Source organism: Pseudomonas sp. SWI7, assembly GCF_006351945.1.
GTDB classification, from domain to species: Bacteria; Pseudomonadota; Gammaproteobacteria; order Pseudomonadales; family Pseudomonadaceae; genus Aquipseudomonas; species Aquipseudomonas fulva.
The window spans coordinates 1,317,271-1,333,241 of sequence record NZ_CP040930.1 but is presented as its reverse complement, the minus strand read 5'-3'; the positions used below and the strand labels follow the sequence as shown (position 1 = coordinate 1,333,241).

Here is a 15,971-nt window from a genome sequence, read left to right as displayed (position 1 = left end):
CGCTTTCACTCCTGAAAAGAAAGTATTAATTCTTCAAGCCTGTTTTTCTGCGCAATCGATAGTAATAGCCTAGGCAGGTACCTTTTCAACCAAGGCCCTCCCCTATGAAATCTGTCGTTTACTCGCAGCCTGGCTTGCCCCTGCAAGACCCTCAATCTCTCTATGATGCAGACCTGCCCGTACCGTCCCCCGGTGCGCGAGACCTGCTGGTCGAAGTCAAGGCCATCGCAGTCAATCCGGTCGACACCAAGATTCGCGCCAGCCGTGGCGGTGAACAGCCGCAAGTGCTGGGTTGGGACGCGGTCGGCATCGTCCGTGAAGTGGGCGAGCAGGTGACCCTGTTCCAACCAGGGGATGAGGTGTTCTACGCCGGCGCCATCGACCGCCCCGGCTGCTACAGCGAATTCCATCGGGTGGACGAGCGCCTCGTTGGGCGCAAGCCATCTAGCCTGGATGCTGCCAGCGCCGCTGCGCTGCCATTGACGTCCATCACTGCGTGGGAGCTGCTGTTCGACCGCCTGCGCCTCGAAGAAAATGGCGGTCAGGGTCAGCACCTGCTCATCATCGGCGCTGCCGGTGGGGTGGGTTCGATCCTGGTGCAATTGGCCCGCCAGTTGACTGGGCTGACCGTGATCGCTACGGCTTCCAGGGCCCAGACCCAAGCCTGGGTGAAGGACCTGGGCGCGCACCTGGTGATCGACCACTCGGCCCCACTGGCCGCCCAGCTCAGCGCACACGGTGTCGCAGCGGTCGATCACGTGATCAGCCTGACCCATACCGACACTTACCTTGAGCAACTCATCGAGGTACTGCGCCCGCAAGGGCAGCTTGCCTTGATCGATGACCCTGCGCAGCTGGATGTGGTCCCACTCAAGCGCAAATCCTTGTCGCTGCACTGGGAGCTGATGTTTACCCGTTCGCTCTATCAGACGCACGACATGATCAAGCAGCACCAGCTGCTCAACCGCATCAGCGAAATGGTCGACACCGGTGTGCTCAAGACGACGGTGGGCGAACATTTCGGGACAATCAATGCGAGCAACCTGAAACGGGCGCACGCGGTCATCGAGAGCGGCAAGGCCAGGGGCAAGATCGTGTTGGAAGGCTTCTGAACCCAGTGGCCTGAACGATGGGTTCAGGCGTGCAGCAGCGGCGTGACGGCCTCCACCAACTGATCGACGGCGTCCGCCACGGTGCCTTCATTTTGACAAAGCAGCCAGCCGTGCTCGTGTGCAGCGTGGTTGAACGCCTGGGTACTCGCGATCTGCTCCTCCAAGGTATGGATGACCGTGCTGCCCAGGCCCCGACGGCGGGACGCAGCCCTCGTCCAGGACGTTTGCGCCGTGGTGAGCACCGCGATGTGCAGGTCAGGCACCTGCACACCGCGTTCGATGTTCAAACGCAACACCTGGTCGAATGGCACGTTTCGGCGAAACGCCGCGTCCGAGGGGTACCAACGGTCAATCAGGACAATGCTGTCGCCAGGTTGACGCGGCAGTACGTGGCGGGTGATCCAGGCGCGGCTTTCGGCCAATCGCTCGCAGACCTGCCACTCAACCGTTGGCGAAGGCTGCTTGGCCAGCTGATTGACCAACGCCATGGTCTGCGCGCGCTGTGGATCATTGTTGCGCTCGCACAGCCTGACCACTTTGTTGCCTCGGGCCCGTAACGCCTGGGTGAGTGCTTCGAGCAGCGTGGTCTTGCCAGTACCCTTCGGCCCGTCCATGGCGATGAAAAGCGGGCGACTCATGTGCGTGTACCTCCAAAATCAAGGGCCGCATGAAACCACCGAGACCAGTCACACACAAGCGCTGGCACCGCGTGCAGACGACTGACACCCACAAAACTGCTATCCGGGGCACTCACTGGCTATGCCGTACGCGGGTGTGCTGATAGGCTGACGGCGGCAGCCGCGCAGGCAGCCTTTACATCATCTACAGGCATGGCTAATGACCCTCGACCCACAGGTAAACCTGAGTAATTGCGACCGCGAACCCATTCAGATTCCCGGCAGCATCCAGCCCCATGGCTGCTTGCTGGCCTGCGACGCCACCGCAACCGTGGTCCTGCGTCACTCGGTCAATGCGCCGAAATTACTGGGGGTCACGCTGCCGCTCAATGGCCGTAAACTCGATGACGTGATTGGCGGGGAACTCGCCCATACCTTGCGCAATGCCCTGGCCCGTATCCGCGAAGGATCGCGCCCGGCGTTGAGCTTTGCAGTCGCCCTGCCCGATGGCCGGCGTGTAGATGTGTCGGCGCACCGCTTCAAGGGCAGCACTCTCCTGGAGTTCGAGCCTGCGGGCCAAAACGTTGCAGAACCCATCGAGCTTGCGCGCACTTTGATCGCGCAGCTGCGCGAAATCGACCAGACCGACCGCCTGTTCCGCGATGCCGCGCGTTTTGTGCGTGCAGTACTGGGCTACGATCGGGTAATGATCTACCAACTGGGAAGCGATGGCGCCGGCAAAGTGATTGCCGAGGCCAAGCGCAGCACGCTCGAGAGCTTCCTGGGGCAGTATTTTCCCGCATCGGACATCCCGCAGCAGGCACGCGCCTTGTACCTGCGCAACCCGATCAGGGTCATCCCTGACGTGCAGTTCGAGGCGGTGGCCCTGGAGCCTGTGCTGGACCCTTCGGGCGAGCCGTTGGACCTGTCCTATGCCCACCTGCGCAGCGTGTCTCCCATCCACTGCGAATACCTGCAGAACATGGGCGTTGGCGCCACCATGTCCATCTCGATCATCGTCAATGGCGCGCTGTGGGGGTTGATCGCCTGCCATCACTACTCACCACGCAACCTGACCATGGGCCGACGCGTGGCGGCCGAGATGTTTGGCGAGTTCTTCGCCCTGCACATCGAAACAGTGCGCAGCCGGCAACAACTCGAAGCGGCCGTGCAGGTGCACGACACGCTCGACCTGATGCTGCGCGATGCCAACCATGCCGCCGACATGCACAGCTTCTTCGAAGACCGGCTGCCAAGGCTGATGTCGCTGATTCCGTGCGATGGCATCGGCATCTCCCTGCAAGGGCGTTGGTCGAGTGCCGGTACCGTTCCGCCTAGAGCCTGCGTGCCTGAACTGCTGCGCTTCGCCGAAAGCGTGGCCGAAGCCAGGACGTGGGCATCGAACAGCCTTTCACTGGCCCATCCGGCGGCCCAGGCCTACTTCAGCGACGTGTCGGGCGTGCTGCTCATCCCCATTTCGCAGCGCCCGCAAGACTACATCATGTTCTTTCGCAAGGAGGTGGTGCAGACCCTCGACTGGGCGGGCGACCCCAACAAGACCTATACCAGTGGCGCGATGGGCGACCGGCTGACGCCGCGCACGAGTTTTTCCATCTGGAAACAGACTGTGCACCAGCAGTCTGCGCCATGGACGGAGCAGGATCGACAGTTCGCGGACGCCATTCGTACGGCCATCGTCGAGGTGTTGCTGCACAACAGCGAACTGCTGGCCAGCGAACGCTCCAAGGCCGAGGTGCGCCAGCGGGTGCTCAACGAAGAGCTCAACCACAGGGTCAAGAATATCCTGTCGCTGATTGGCGCACTGGTTGCCCATCCCACGGCCGAGGGCCAGACGCTCAAGGGTTACGTGAACACCTTGCAGGGCCGCATCCAGGCCCTGTCGCTGGCCCACGACCAGGTCGTGCGGGGTGATGGCGGTGGGCGCCTGGCGATGTTGCTCGATGCCGAATTGTCGCCTTACCGCACGGCTATTGCCGACATCGTCATGCAAGGACCCAACGTGATTCTCGATGCCAGGGCCTATTCGGTGATGGCGCTGGTGCTGCACGAACTGGCGACCAACGCGGCCAAGTACGGTGCGCTGTCGAGTCCAGGGGGGCGGCTGTCTGTGAGCTGGGCGATCGATGCTGCAGGCGCCTGCGCCATCATCTGGCAGGAAAGCGGCGGCCCGCAGGTGCAGGTACCCCGGCGCCGCGGCTTCGGCTCGGTACTCATCGAGCGCAGCATCCCGTTCGATCTGGGCGGTACCAGTAGCGTGGAGTACTACCCTGATGGGGTGCAGGGCTTGTTCACGCTGCCAGCCAGGCACCTGGCGGTTGCCGAGTCCGAGCCTGCGCCTGCTGCTGCCGCGCCCATGATCGATTCCTCTGACCCATTCGCCGCACGACCTGGCCTGAGCGTGATGATCCTGGAGGATCAGTTGGTCATTGCCATCGGCCTCGAGCAAATTCTCAACGACGCCCACATCGAGCATGTCATCACGGCCAGTTCCGAGCAGGAAGCTTTGCAGGTTTTGGAGCGGCACTCACCCGACGCCGCCATTCTCGATGTGAACCTGGGGCGCGGTACGTCCATTGCCGTGGCCGAGGCATTGATGCGTCGGCGCATCCCTTTCCTGTTCGCAACCGGTTATGGCGATGGCATCAGTATTCCCGCGCACCTGAAGCACATTCCGGTCACACGCAAACCTTATGACATGAGTACCATCGTGATGAGCCTTCGTGGCCTGCTCGAACCGCAGGACTGAAGACGCTCAAGACGGCGGCCATTGCGGCCGCCGTACACAGCCTGAGATCACATCCACGCATCCTGCTGCAGCTGGTCAATGCAGCAGGATGATCGACTCGGCGATCAGACGCAGCGTATGGGCACGCTTCAGATCGCCAGCGCCCGCTCGCGCAGCTCGCTGTTGAGAATGCGGTCGTTCTCGCTGTAGTCGACCGGGCAGTCGATCACATGAACGCCTGGGGTGGTGATGCAGTGCTCCAGCAAGGGCAGCAGGCCGTCGGCGCTTTCGACACGGTGGCCGGTGGCGCCGTAGGCTTCGGCGTACTTGACGAAGTCCGGGTTGCCATAGTCCAGGCCGAAGTCGGTGAAGCCCATGTTGGCCTGCTTCCAGCGGATCATGCCGTAGCCGTCGTCACGCAGAATGACCACGGTGATGTGCATCCCTAAGCGCACTGCGGTTTCCAGTTCCTGGCTGTTCATCATGAAGCCGCCGTCGCCGCATACCGAGATCACCGGGCGGTCCGGGTAGACCAGATGCGAGGCCATGGCCGATGGCAAGCCGGCACCCATGGTCGCCAGGGCGTTGTCCAGCAGCACCGTGTTGGGCTTGTGAGCCTTGTAGTTACGAGCGAACCAGATCTTGTAGATGCCATTGTCCAGGGCCACGATGCCCTCGGAAGGCAGTACGCGGCGGATGTCGGCCACCAGGCGTTGTGGGTAGACCGGGAAGCGGTCGTCGTCGCCGCCTTCGGCGATCTGCGCCTCGTTGGCTTCACGAATCGCCATCAGGCGGGTGAAGTCCCAGTGCGCGGTGTCGGTCAGTTGCTCGCTGATCTGCCACACGGCGTTGGCGATGTCACCGATCACTTCGACCTGAGGGAAGTACACGGCATCGACTTCGGCGGAGCGGAAGCTGATGTGGATGACTTCGGTGCCGCCACGGACCATGAAGAACGGTGGCTTCTCGATCACGTCGTGACCGATGTTGATGATCAGGTCGGCCGCCTCGATCGCACGGTGCACGAAATCGCCGGACGACAACGCCGCGTTGCCCAGGAAGCGTGGGTGACGCTCATCGACCACGCCCTTACCCATCTGGGTGGTGATGAACGGGATGCCGGTCTTGTCGATCAGCTGCTTGAGCACCTTGGCGGTCATCTTGCGGTTGGCGCCGGCACCGATCACCAGAATCGGGCTGCGCGCTTTATGCAATTTTTCCACGGCTGCGTCGATGGCCACGTGCTCGGCCAGCGGGCGACGGTGCAGGCTGCGCGGGATAGGCAGGGCATCGGTCTGCTCGGCGGCGATGTCTTCAGGCAGTTCCAGGTGCACAGCACCCGGCTTTTCTTCCTCGGCCAGGCGGAAGGCTTCGCGCATGCGGGCCGGGATGTTGTCGGCCGAGGCGAACTGGTGGGTGTACTTGGTGATGGGGTCCATCATGCCGCACACGTCGATGATCTGGAAACGGCCCTGCTTGGACTTCTTGATCGGCTTCTGCCCGGTGATCATCATCATCGGCATGCCGCCGAGATAAGCATAGGCGCTGGCGGTGACCAGGTTGGTAGCGCCGGGGCCCAGGGTGGACAGGCTGACGCCGGTCTTGCCGGTCAGCCGACCGTAGGTGGCGGCCATGAAGCCTGCAGACTGTTCATGGCGGGTCAGTACCAGCTTGATCTTCGACTTGCGCAGGGATTCGAGCAGGTCGAGGTTTTCTTCACCGGGAATGCCGAACACATACTCGACACCTTCGTTTTCCAGGCATTGCACAACGACATCGGCGGCCTTGGCCATTTAATGTACTACCTCAAGATCCAGGGAGGATGCAGCCGGCTGGCTGCGTGACTGAGATGTTGCAGGATGTCTCAATGCCGCGCATCGTAGGCCTTGGCGTTAATAATAGTAAATATATTGTTATGATGCTGAGCATCACAAAACGTTATCAATTCCGGAATACCTCAAATGAATCTCAAGGCGCTGCGTTGTTGCGTTGAAATCGTCCGCCAGGGCAGCTTCACCAAGGCCGCTCAGCACCTGCACATCGCCCAGCCGGCGCTGAGCATGGCTGTGACGCGTCTTGAAGAAGAACTGGGCGTCAGTCTGTTCAACCGCACCACACGCAAGGTGGTGCTGACGGTGGAAGGCGAGCAGTTTCTGCCCCGCATCGCATCAGCGTTGCGGGAGATGGACGTGGCCCGCCAGGCGTTGCGCGACATGGCCGACCTCAAGCGTGGCGAAGTGAGGCTGGGGATCCCGCCCATGTTCGGCCTGCACTATGTGCCCGGGCTGATGAACGCCTTTCGCCGGCTTTATCCCGGCATCGCCATGACGGTTTTCGAGGGCAGCGCCGAAGACATTGGCCAACGCCTTGAACAACGGGAAATCGACTTGGCGCTGCTCGAGTCTCGCCGCGTGCCCTCGGACAAGGAGTCGATCCTGTTGGGTAGCGATGAGATGCTGGCCTGCATGCACCCGGATCACCCCTACGCCAGCAAGGCAAGCCTGACCGCCGAAGATCTGCGCAACACTGACATGGTGGTGTTCGACCGCACATTCGTACAGCGTCAGCTGCTTGACGCCTTCTTTGCCGAACACGGCATCACTTACCAAGTGGCATTGCAGAGCAATTTCGTCTCGTTGGTGGTCCAGGCCGCCCTGGACAACATGGGCGTGGCCACATTGCTGCGCTCAGTGCAATTGAGAACACCAGGGATCGTTGGCGTGCCGTTCGAGCCTGCCCAGCAGATGAGTTTTCGGCTGTGCTGGCGCTCGGGTGAGTACTTGTCGCTGGCCAGCCAGCGCTTCATCGATTTTGCCGGACAGAGTCAATATCTGGATCGCTAGCGGCCTGGAGTACATCTGTACTCCAGCTCGCTCGACGCTGTCTGCGCCCACATAGCTTCGTTAATTGGGTCGGCTAGTGAGTCAGCGCGCCTCGACGCATCGTTCGCGTCTCCATTATCATCACTTGAACGTTTCAGCATGTTTCAAGGAGCCAGATGTCTGTTCTAGAACCCTCCCTAATGCCCGGTAAAAGTACCGTCGTAAAAATGGAAGCCGCCATGGCATTGGGCAGCTTCGCCATTGGTACCGGCGAGTTCGCCATCATGGGTCTGATGCCGGATATCGCCAGCAACCTCAACTTGAGCGAACCGCAGGTCGGTCACGCCATCAGCGCTTATGCGCTAGGGGTGATGGTGGGCGCACCCACCTTGGCCATTCTGGGCGCCAAGGTTCTGCGCAAGCACATGCTGCTGATGCTGATGGCCCTGTACGCCCTGGGCAACCTGGCCACTGCCTTCGCACCGTCGTTTGGCGGTCTGATCGCGTTTCGCTTCATCAGCGGCCTGCCCCACGGCGCGTACTTCGGCATCGCCGCAGTCGTAGCCTCCAGCATGGTGCCCAACAACCAGCGCGCGGGCGCCGTGGCCCGGGTCATGATGGGGCTTACCCTGGCCATGTTGCTGGGCAACCCGATCGCCACCTTTCTGGGCCAGTACTTCGGCTGGCGTTCGGCGTTCGTGTTGGTCGGCCTGATCGCCGTTTGCACCATCGCGATGGTGTGGCGCTTTGTGCCCCAGCGTCATGATGAGGTGCGCAGTGACCCGCGCAAGGAACTCAAGGCCTTCACCCTGCCCCAGGTATGGATGGCGCTGGGCATTGCGTCCATCGGCTTTGCCGGCATGTTCTGCGTGTTCAGCTACCTGGCCCCGACCATGCTCGAGGTGACCCGCGTGGCGCCCCAGTGGATCCCGTTCGGCCTGGCAGCCTTCGGCCTGGGCGGCATCGTCGGCAACATCGTGGGCGGCAAATTATTCGACCGCTTGCAGTTCCGCGCCGTGGGGCTGGTGCTGGCGTGGTCGGTGTTGGTCCTGCTGTTCTTCACCTTTGCCGCGGCGAACCTGTGGAGCCTGCTGTTGGGCATTGGCCTGGTGGGCACCATGATCGCCCTGGCAGCGCCTTTGCAAATCCGCCTGATGGACATCGCGCACGAAGCCCCAAGCCTTGCAGCGGCCTCGAACCATGCCGCCTTCAACCTGGCCAACGCCCTGGGCCCATGGCTGGGTGGCATGGCTATCACGGCGGGGTTGGGCTGGACCAGTACAGGCTACATCGGCGCCGCCATGGCGCTGCTGGGCCTGGGACTCTATGCGGTGGCGCGGCGCATGAAAGGCGGCGCTTGAGACAGAGGACAGCACCGCGCTGATGGTGTGCCTGGCGGTGGCGTGGCCGGCGCACCAGTACAGCCCGTTGCCAGAAGCGGGCCTTGCCAAACGGCCGGCACGGGCTAGTACCCTAAACCCCACCTAACCCCTCTCAGACCCACCACTGCCGAGCCTGCTCATGTTCGATTGGGAAGACCTACGCCATTTCTCGACTTTCTGCGCCACCGGGTCGCTGTCTGCCGCCGCCAGGCTTCTGTCAGTCGACCACGCCACCGTCGCTCGGCGGATCGCCTCCCTCGAAGCTTCGCTGAATCTGAAGCTGGTCGACCGCCGCGCACGGGCCTATGTACTCACCGACGAAGGCGAACGCGTAGGTGAGTTGGCCGGCCAGATGGCCGCGTCGTCCTTCGCCCTCGAACACTTCGCCAGCGCCGGTCAACAGACGGTAGAAGGTGAAGTGATCCTTTCGGCGCCGCCCGCCCTGCTGGGCAGCATCATCGCCAGGCGCCTGGGGGACCTCTACCTGCAATACCCCCAACTGCGGCTGCGGTTGGTCGGCAGCAAGTCCCGGGCATCCTTGGCCAGGCGCGAGGCCGACATCAGCGTCGTCTTGTCACGGCCCACCGAGCCCACCCTGGTGGTCAGTCTGCTCGGTCACCTGGATTACCGTTTGTATGCCAGTGCCGATTACCAAGCCAGCGGTTCGGCACGGCGATACATCGGTTATGACGCCTCCCAGGCCCATTCGCCGCAGCAGCAGTGGCTCAACCGCCAGGCGGGCGCGCAACCCTTCGCCCTGCTGAGCAACGACCTGCGCATTCAGGCCCAGGCCTGTGCCGGGGGGATCGGCATCGCTTGCCTGCCCGCCTTCATGGCCCATGAGCAAGGGTTGATCGTGGTGGGGCTGCCTGAGCAGACCATGAGCATCGAGATCTGGCTGGCGGTGCACGAAGACGTGCGCGCCACGCCGCGCATAAAGGCAGTGACCGATTTCCTGCACCAGCAGGTCAAGCCCCTGTTGCGCTTGTGAATTCCTGCATGTCCCACTTGCAGCAACAGGGAATGTGCCTGCATGGCCAACAAGGGTACGCTGCACCTATTCAAAGGCTGACGAGGACACACTGATGCAATACGTGAAACTGGGTACCACCGGGTTGGACATTTCCAGGTTGTGCCTGGGCTGCATGACCTTCGGCGAGCCGGATGCGGGCACGCACCCCTGGACACTGGGCGAAGAAGCGAGCAGACCTATCATTCGCCACGCCGTTGAGCAAGGCATCACCTTTTTCGACACGGCCAACAGCTATTCAGCGGGCACTTCCGAGGTGATCCTCGGCAAACTGCTCAAGGAGTTCACCCGGCGTGACGAGACGGTGATCGCCACCAAGGTCTTCTACCCAGCCAACATGTGGCAAGGCGCCAGCCGTCCCAACGAGCAAGGGCTGTCGCGCAAGGCGATCATGACCAGTATCGACGCCAGCCTCTCGCGTTTGGGCACCGACTACGTCGACCTTTACCAGATCCATCGCTGGGACTACACCACGCCCATCGAAGAGACCATGGAAGCACTCAACGACGTGGTCAGGGCGGGCAAAGCGCGCTATATCGGCGCTTCGTCGATGTACGCCTGGCAATTTGCCAAGGCGCAACAGGTAGCCGCCAGCAACGGCTGGAGCCGTTTCGTGTCGATGCAGAACTTCCTGAACCTGCTGTACCGCGAGGAAGAGCGCGAAATGATTCCGCTGTGCCTGGATCAGGGCGTCGGGCTGATGCCCTGGAGCCCTATGGCACGGGGTCGCCTGACACGCCCCAATGGCCAGCAGACCGAGCGGACTCGCACTGATCTGTCCGGACAGTCATTCTTCGAAAACAGCGAGGAACAAGACGGACGGGTCATCGACGTGGTCGAACAGATTGCCCAGGAACGCGGCGTGCCGATGGCGCAGGTGGCGCTTGCCTGGGTACTGGGTAAGCAAGGGGTCAGCTCGCCCATCGTAGGTGCGTCCAAGCCTGCGCACCTGGACGACGCGTTGGCCGCTATTGACCTGCACCTGACGGCTGAGGAAACCGCTCGGCTCGAAGCACCCTACGTGCCCCATGCAGTCACCGGTTTCAAGTAGCCTCAGCGTGCGATAAAACCCATTGACCACCCCTTTTCCTACACGTGGTGGTCAATGTGTGCTGTCTGCTCTGGGTAGAAGTACTACAATGCACGCCCCTGTAATCTGTGTGCTGTTTACCCATGAAATCATTGCGTTACGCCCTTCATCTACTGCTAATTCTAAGTGGCTATACCTGGGCTAATCCGCCCTCCACCTTTGCTGAAGCCAAAGTCGTGGCAAAGCAGCAGGTCTACATGGACCAAGGCAAGAGCGCCATGGGCGAGCTGTACTGCGGCTGCCAATGGACATGGGTAGGCAAGTCAGGCGGACGGATCGACGCGGCTTCGTGTGGGTACCAGACCCGAAAACAGCAAAACCGCGCCGAGCGCACCGAGTGGGAGCACATCGTGCCAGCCCATACCTTCGGTAACCAACGCCAGTGTTGGAAAAACGGCGGTCGGGAGCATTGCGTGGACAGCGACCCGGTGTTCCGCGCCATGGAAGCCGACCTCTTCAACCTCTACCCAGCCGTGGGTGAGGTGAACGGTGACCGCAGCAATTTCAACTACGGCATGGTCAGTGGTAATCAAGGCGAGTATGGCCAGTGCACGACCAAGGTGGATTTCGCCCAACGCGCGGCCGAGCCAAGGGATGAGGTCAAAGGCCTGGTCGCCCGTACCACGTTCTACATGTTCGATCGCTACCGCCTGAACATGTCGCGCCAACAGCAACAACTGCTGATGGCATGGGACCGCCAGCACCCCGTCTCAGCCTGGGAAAAAGAGCGCGACCGACGCATCTCCGCCATCATGGGCCACGCCAACCCGTTCGTCACGGGCGAACGCCAATGGACGCTGAACTACACACCCACGGGCGATGGCGTTCAGCCGTCATTGGCGGCGCCAGTCCGTACCTCCGCCGCTAGCCAAGCCCCGGTGGGCGCCGTGCTGGGCAACCGCAACAGCCACGTGTATCACTTGGCTGCCGGGTGCCCGGGCTATCACCAGGTCGCGCCCAAGAACCAGATCGCGTTCGCGACCGAGGTAGAAGCCCAGGCGGCGGGCTACCGAAAAGCCGGCAACTGCCGTTGATCCACCACCCTCAGCGGCGGCTTATCAGCCATTGACCGCGTTGGCCGGGCGCCTACCCGCCAGCGCGGCGAGCAGGTTGTCCACGGCGCAACGCGCCATCGCTTGCCGAGTTTCTTCTGTGGCCGAACCTATGTGCGGGGTGGCCACTACGTTGTCCAGCCGGAGCAAAGGCGAGTCGGCCGCCAATGGCTCCTGAACGAATACATCCAGGCCCGCGCCGCGGATGCGCCGTGTTTCAAGGGCATCGATCAATGCCTGTTCGTCCACGACCCGCCCTCGGGAGATATTGATCAGGATGGCCTCAGGCTTCATCAGCGCCAGCTCCCCGCGCCCGATCAGCCCTTCGGTAGCTGCGCTCAACGGGACGGTGAGGCAGACGAAATCTGCCTGCGCCAATAGCTCGTCCAGAGCAAAGCGTCTGGCCCCGTAGCGGGCCTCGACGTCAGGCTTGGGTCGCTGGCTGTGGTAGATCACCTGCATGCCGAAACCAGCGGCCGCTCGCCGCGCCAGCGCCTCACCGATCCGTCCCATGCCGACGATGCCCAGCGTCTTGCCGTGCACGTCGCTGCCGAACTGCGCAGGACCAAGGCCCGATCGCCAGTGACCGTCGCGTACCCAGTTGGCCAGTTCCACCACCCGCCTGGCGGTGGCCAGGATCAGTGCGAAGCCGGTGTCGGCCGTGGTTTCGGTCAACACATCGGGGGTGTTGGTAAGCACGATACCGCGTCGATCAAGGTCGGCGATGTCATAGTTGTCCACGCCCACCGAGACACTGGAAATGACCTCGAGCTCGGGCGCCAGGTCAAGCAGGCTGGCATCCAGGCGCACACTGGCGCCCAGCACCCCGTGGGCGCCAGGCAGCGCATCACGCAAGCGCGCCATGCCATCGGGACGGGCCAGGTCGACGGTGGTGACCTCTGCCGCGGCCTGAAGGCGAGCGAGCAAGTCGGGGGACAACGCCTTGTACAGCACGATGCGTTTTTTCATGTCGGGTTCCTGGAAGGGATGGCCGGGCGCAGGCAAGGTGTCTTGGCACGCCCGGAGGTGGTTGAGTTGTTCAGCGCTGCGGTCAGGGCGACGGCGCACAGCAGCGCGCCGCACATGAACAGGTACGAGGCCGCAGGGCTACCCGTGGCACCGTTGAGATAGCCCACCAGCCACGAACCACCGAACGAGCCCAGCGCACCCATGCTGTTGATCAAGGCCATGGCGCCACCGGCCACGTTGGCCGGCAGAATCTCGGGCACGATCGCGAAAAACGGGCCGTAGGGGGCATACATGCAGGCCCCGGCGACCACCAGCAGTGCATACGACAGCCAGAAGTGCTCGGTCCCCAAAGCGTAGGAGCCGTAGAACGCGAGCGCTGCCACCAGCAGCGGTGGCCACACGAAGCGCTTGCGCCGTTGCATCCGATCGGAGGCCCAGGAGACGCCCACCATCGCGATCACTGCTGCCAGGTAGGGTACCGAGGCCAGCCACCCGGCCTCGACGATGTCGACGTTGGCTGCCTGCTTGAGGATCGAGGGCAGCCACAGCACAAAGCCGTACACGCCAATGCTCCAGCAGAAATACTGCAGTGACAGAATGATCACCTGCGGCGAGCGGAACGCCTCTCGGTAGTTCTTGACCGGCTTGATGCCCTGCTGCTCTGCCGCCAGCGCCTGTTGCAGATCATTCTTCTCCTGCTCGCTCAGCCATGAAACCTGCGCAGGCCGGTCATCGACCAGGCGCCACCAGCAAAACGCCCAGATGACCGCCGGCAAACCCTCGATGATGAACATCCAGCGCCAGTCGAAATGCTTGATCAGGTAGCCGGACACCACCGACATCCACAGGATGGTCACTGGATTGCCCAGCATCAGGAAGGTATTGGCGCGCGAACGTTCCGCCCGGGTGAACCAGTGGCACAGGTAGACCAGCATGGCCGGCATCACCGCCGCCTCTACCACACCCAGCAGAAAACGGATGCCAATCAGCATGTACACGTTGCTGACCATGCCGGTCAGCGTGGCCAGCCCACCCCACAGGATCAGGCAGACGAAAATGAGCTTCTTGACGCTGCGCTTTTGGGCGTAGATAGCCCCCGGTACCTGGAAGAAGAAGTAGCCCAGAAAGAACAGCGCACCCAGTAGCGAGGACAGCACAGGGGTGATGTGCAGGTCTTCGGCCATGCCCGATGCGGCTGCGAAGCCGTAGTTGGCACGGTCCAGATAGGCAAGGCTGTAGGTGACGAACACGATGGGGATGATGTACCACCAGCGGCGTGGCGCCAGGCTTGTACGTTTCATGGTGAGTTTCTCCTGAGCTTGTTGTTTTTGTGCGACAGGTGATTCAGGCCGTGCGTATTTCAGGGTTTTGTGGGGATTCGTATGCCGTCAGGTCCTGCCGGTGCGGCAAGCCCTCCATATCACCGCGCGACTGCACCGCGCGGCTGCCGCACCAATTGCCGCGGGCAACGGCGTGCTCGACGGGCTGGCCTTCAAGCAAGGCGCTGAGCACGCCGACGGCGAAGGCATCGCCAGCGCCCACGGTATCGACCACGCAGGGCGCAGGTACGGCCGCGACTTGGCCCTCCTCGTTGGCACTGCGGTAGTAGGCGCCCGCCTCGCCCAGCTTGATCACCACCAGGTCCACACCAAGGTCCAGGTAAAAGCCGGCGATCTCGGCAGGTGTCTGCCTGCCCGTGAGCAGGCGGCCCTCCTCCAGCCCCGGCAGCACCCAATTGGCCTGGGCAGCAATGGCGTTGATCTCGGTGATCATGCGCTGTTTGTCGGGCCATAGCGTCGGGCGCAGATTGGGGTCGAATGAAAGGGTGCGACCGGCTTTGCGCATCTGGCTGACCAACGCCTGGGCAAGCCCCCGACAGCCGTCCGACAGCGCCAGCGGAATGCCGGTTACGTGCAGGTGGCCCGCGCGCAACCAGGCCGGATCCAGCATCGAAGCGCTCATGTGGCTGGCTGCAGAGCCACGCCGGAAATACTCGACGACAGGGTCACTGCCGTCATCGCAGCGCGCCTTCAGTTGAAAACCCGTCGGATGCGTTGGGTCAACCTGCACATCCGCGCAGTCGATCCCCTCTGCGCGCAAACTGTCGAGTACGAAGCGCCCCAGCGAGTCGTTGCCGACCCGGCTGATCCAGCGCACGCCAAAGCCAAGCCGCGACAAGCCGATGGCGACATTGCTGTCGGCGCCGGCAATGCGTTTGCCGAAACGCCCGACCTGTGCAAGATCCCCAACATCATCGGCCACGAACATGGCCATGGTCTCGCCGAAGCACAACACGTCATGATCAGGCATGGCTCAGCTCCCGTGCGCAGTGTCGCGCACCCAGTGCGGACAGTTGATGTACGTGGCTGCGCGTCACGGTCAGCAAGTCTTCGCCAAGCAGCGGGTATTCCACAGCACGCATGACCCCAGGTGTGAAATGGGCCAGGATCTGCTGCCAGTGCTCAAGATCGGGCGCCTGAGGTGCAGCGGCAGCCAGTCGCCCACCACCATGGCGAGTCACTGCTTTGCAGTGCACATACTCAACCCATCGCCCAAGAAGGCTGGCGGCTTCCAGCACCGGCTCGTCCAGCCACTGCCAGTTGCCGATGTCGAACGTCATGCCGACCCGCACGCCGCACGCGTGTGCCTGTTCGAAAAAGCCCACGAGCGGCGCGATCCGCCCACCGTGCTCAGTCTGGTCGTTCTCGACCAGCAACACGGGGCCGTCCTCGGGTAGCACCGCCCGCAATACCTGCATGTCGACGCCAGCTCGGTAATGCCCCAAAGACACCTTCACCGCTACAGCCCCAAGTGCCTTGGCGATGCGCAGCTTGGCACCCAGTTCGGGCGCGGGCGTACCCTCTGCGCACCAAAGCTCCAGCGGTGTGGAATAGAGGCACTGCAGCCCTGCACCGGCGATGAATGCACCCAAGGCAGTCGGGTCGGGCTGGCATGAGAACAATTCCTCACGTAACTCAACGCGGCTTGCCCCGGCGCTTGCCAGCAGATCGATGAACTGCTCCTGGCCGCGTTGTCGGACGAAGTCTGCGCCGTAGCTGGACAGGCTGATGGAAACAGGATTTGCATGCATTGTTATTGTCCTATGAAACCGGTTTCATTTTTGAACGTCAGGCATTGCGGATAGGCCGCT

13 protein-coding genes are annotated in these 15,971 nt (G+C 62.4%); 7 read left to right on the top strand and 6 right to left on the bottom strand.

Annotated features, from left to right (window positions below):
* The first annotated feature begins 104 nt into the window (after nt 1-104).
* A complete protein-coding gene (locus FH041_RS05940) occupies nt 105-1,112 on the top strand; it encodes a zinc-binding alcohol dehydrogenase family protein (protein WP_049695936.1) in 1,008 nt (335 codons plus the stop codon).
* Between the two features lie 23 nt (nt 1,113-1,135).
* Here the strand turns inward: FH041_RS05940 and FH041_RS05935 are convergent, their stop codons facing one another.
* Complete coding sequence (locus tag FH041_RS05935; protein ID WP_049695935.1) at nt 1,136-1,750, bottom strand: dTMP kinase; 615 nt, start codon at nt 1,748-1,750, stop codon at nt 1,136-1,138.
* A 199-nt stretch (nt 1,751-1,949) separates the two neighbouring features.
* Between FH041_RS05935 and FH041_RS05930 the strand changes: the two genes are divergently transcribed.
* Nucleotides 1,950-4,496 (top strand): HWE histidine kinase domain-containing protein, encoded by a 2,547-nt coding sequence (locus tag FH041_RS05930; protein WP_140174259.1) that lies wholly within the window; start codon nt 1,950-1,952, stop codon nt 4,494-4,496.
* 128 nt (nt 4,497-4,624) lie between these two features.
* Here FH041_RS05930 and FH041_RS05925 read toward each other — a convergent pair whose 3' ends face one another.
* Nucleotides 4,625-6,268, bottom strand: a complete 1,644-nt coding sequence (locus tag FH041_RS05925) for an acetolactate synthase large subunit (protein WP_104926235.1) — start codon at nt 6,266-6,268, stop codon at nt 4,625-4,627.
* 168 nt (nt 6,269-6,436) lie between these two features.
* Between FH041_RS05925 and FH041_RS05920 the strand changes: the two genes are divergently transcribed.
* The 5 genes from FH041_RS05920 (at nt 6,437) to FH041_RS05900 (ending at nt 11,833) form a co-directional block, all read left to right on the top strand.
* A complete protein-coding gene (locus tag FH041_RS05920; RefSeq protein WP_027914963.1) occupies nt 6,437-7,318 on the top strand; it encodes a LysR family transcriptional regulator in 882 nt (293 codons plus the stop codon).
* Nucleotides 7,319-7,524: 206 nt separating this feature from the next.
* Nucleotides 7,525-8,658 carry an MFS transporter gene (locus FH041_RS05915; protein ID WP_033695050.1) on the top strand — a complete coding sequence of 378 codons (1,134 nt, stop codon included), beginning with the start codon at nt 7,525-7,527 and terminating at the stop codon, nt 8,656-8,658.
* A 160-nt stretch (nt 8,659-8,818) separates the two neighbouring features.
* Nucleotides 8,819-9,670, top strand: a complete 852-nt coding sequence (locus FH041_RS05910; protein WP_140174258.1) for a LysR family transcriptional regulator — start codon at nt 8,819-8,821, stop codon at nt 9,668-9,670.
* A 94-nt stretch (nt 9,671-9,764) separates the two neighbouring features.
* Nucleotides 9,765-10,760: an aldo/keto reductase gene (locus FH041_RS05905; RefSeq protein WP_140174257.1), complete on the top strand. Its 996-nt coding sequence runs from the start codon at nt 9,765-9,767 to the stop codon at nt 10,758-10,760.
* A gap of 122 nt (nt 10,761-10,882) precedes the next feature.
* A complete protein-coding gene (locus FH041_RS05900; protein WP_049695929.1) occupies nt 10,883-11,833 on the top strand; it encodes an endonuclease in 951 nt (316 codons plus the stop codon).
* A gap of 24 nt (nt 11,834-11,857) precedes the next feature.
* On the opposite strand, the gene FH041_RS05895 is transcribed toward FH041_RS05900, so the two are convergent.
* Genes FH041_RS05895 through FH041_RS05880 form a run of 4 tightly spaced genes read right to left on the bottom strand, consistent with a single transcriptional unit; the run spans nt 11,858 to nt 15,911 of the window.
* On the bottom strand, nt 11,858-12,820 hold the full coding sequence (locus FH041_RS05895) for a D-glycerate dehydrogenase (RefSeq protein WP_104926239.1): 963 nt from the start codon (nt 12,818-12,820) through the stop codon (nt 11,858-11,860).
* Nucleotides 12,817-14,121: an MFS transporter gene (locus FH041_RS05890; RefSeq protein ID WP_028687445.1), complete on the bottom strand. Its 1,305-nt coding sequence runs from the start codon at nt 14,119-14,121 to the stop codon at nt 12,817-12,819. Before FH041_RS05890 ends, FH041_RS05895 begins: the two co-directional genes overlap by 4 nt.
* A 43-nt stretch (nt 14,122-14,164) precedes the next feature.
* Entirely contained in the window at nt 14,165-15,130 is a 966-nt protein-coding gene (locus tag FH041_RS05885) for a sugar kinase (protein WP_027914957.1), read from the bottom strand.
* A complete protein-coding gene (locus tag FH041_RS05880) occupies nt 15,123-15,911 on the bottom strand; it encodes a sugar phosphate isomerase/epimerase (protein ID WP_027914956.1) in 789 nt (262 codons plus the stop codon). The genes FH041_RS05885 and FH041_RS05880 overlap by 8 nt, the downstream gene beginning before the upstream one ends.
* Between the last annotated feature and the right edge of the window lie 60 nt (nt 15,912-15,971).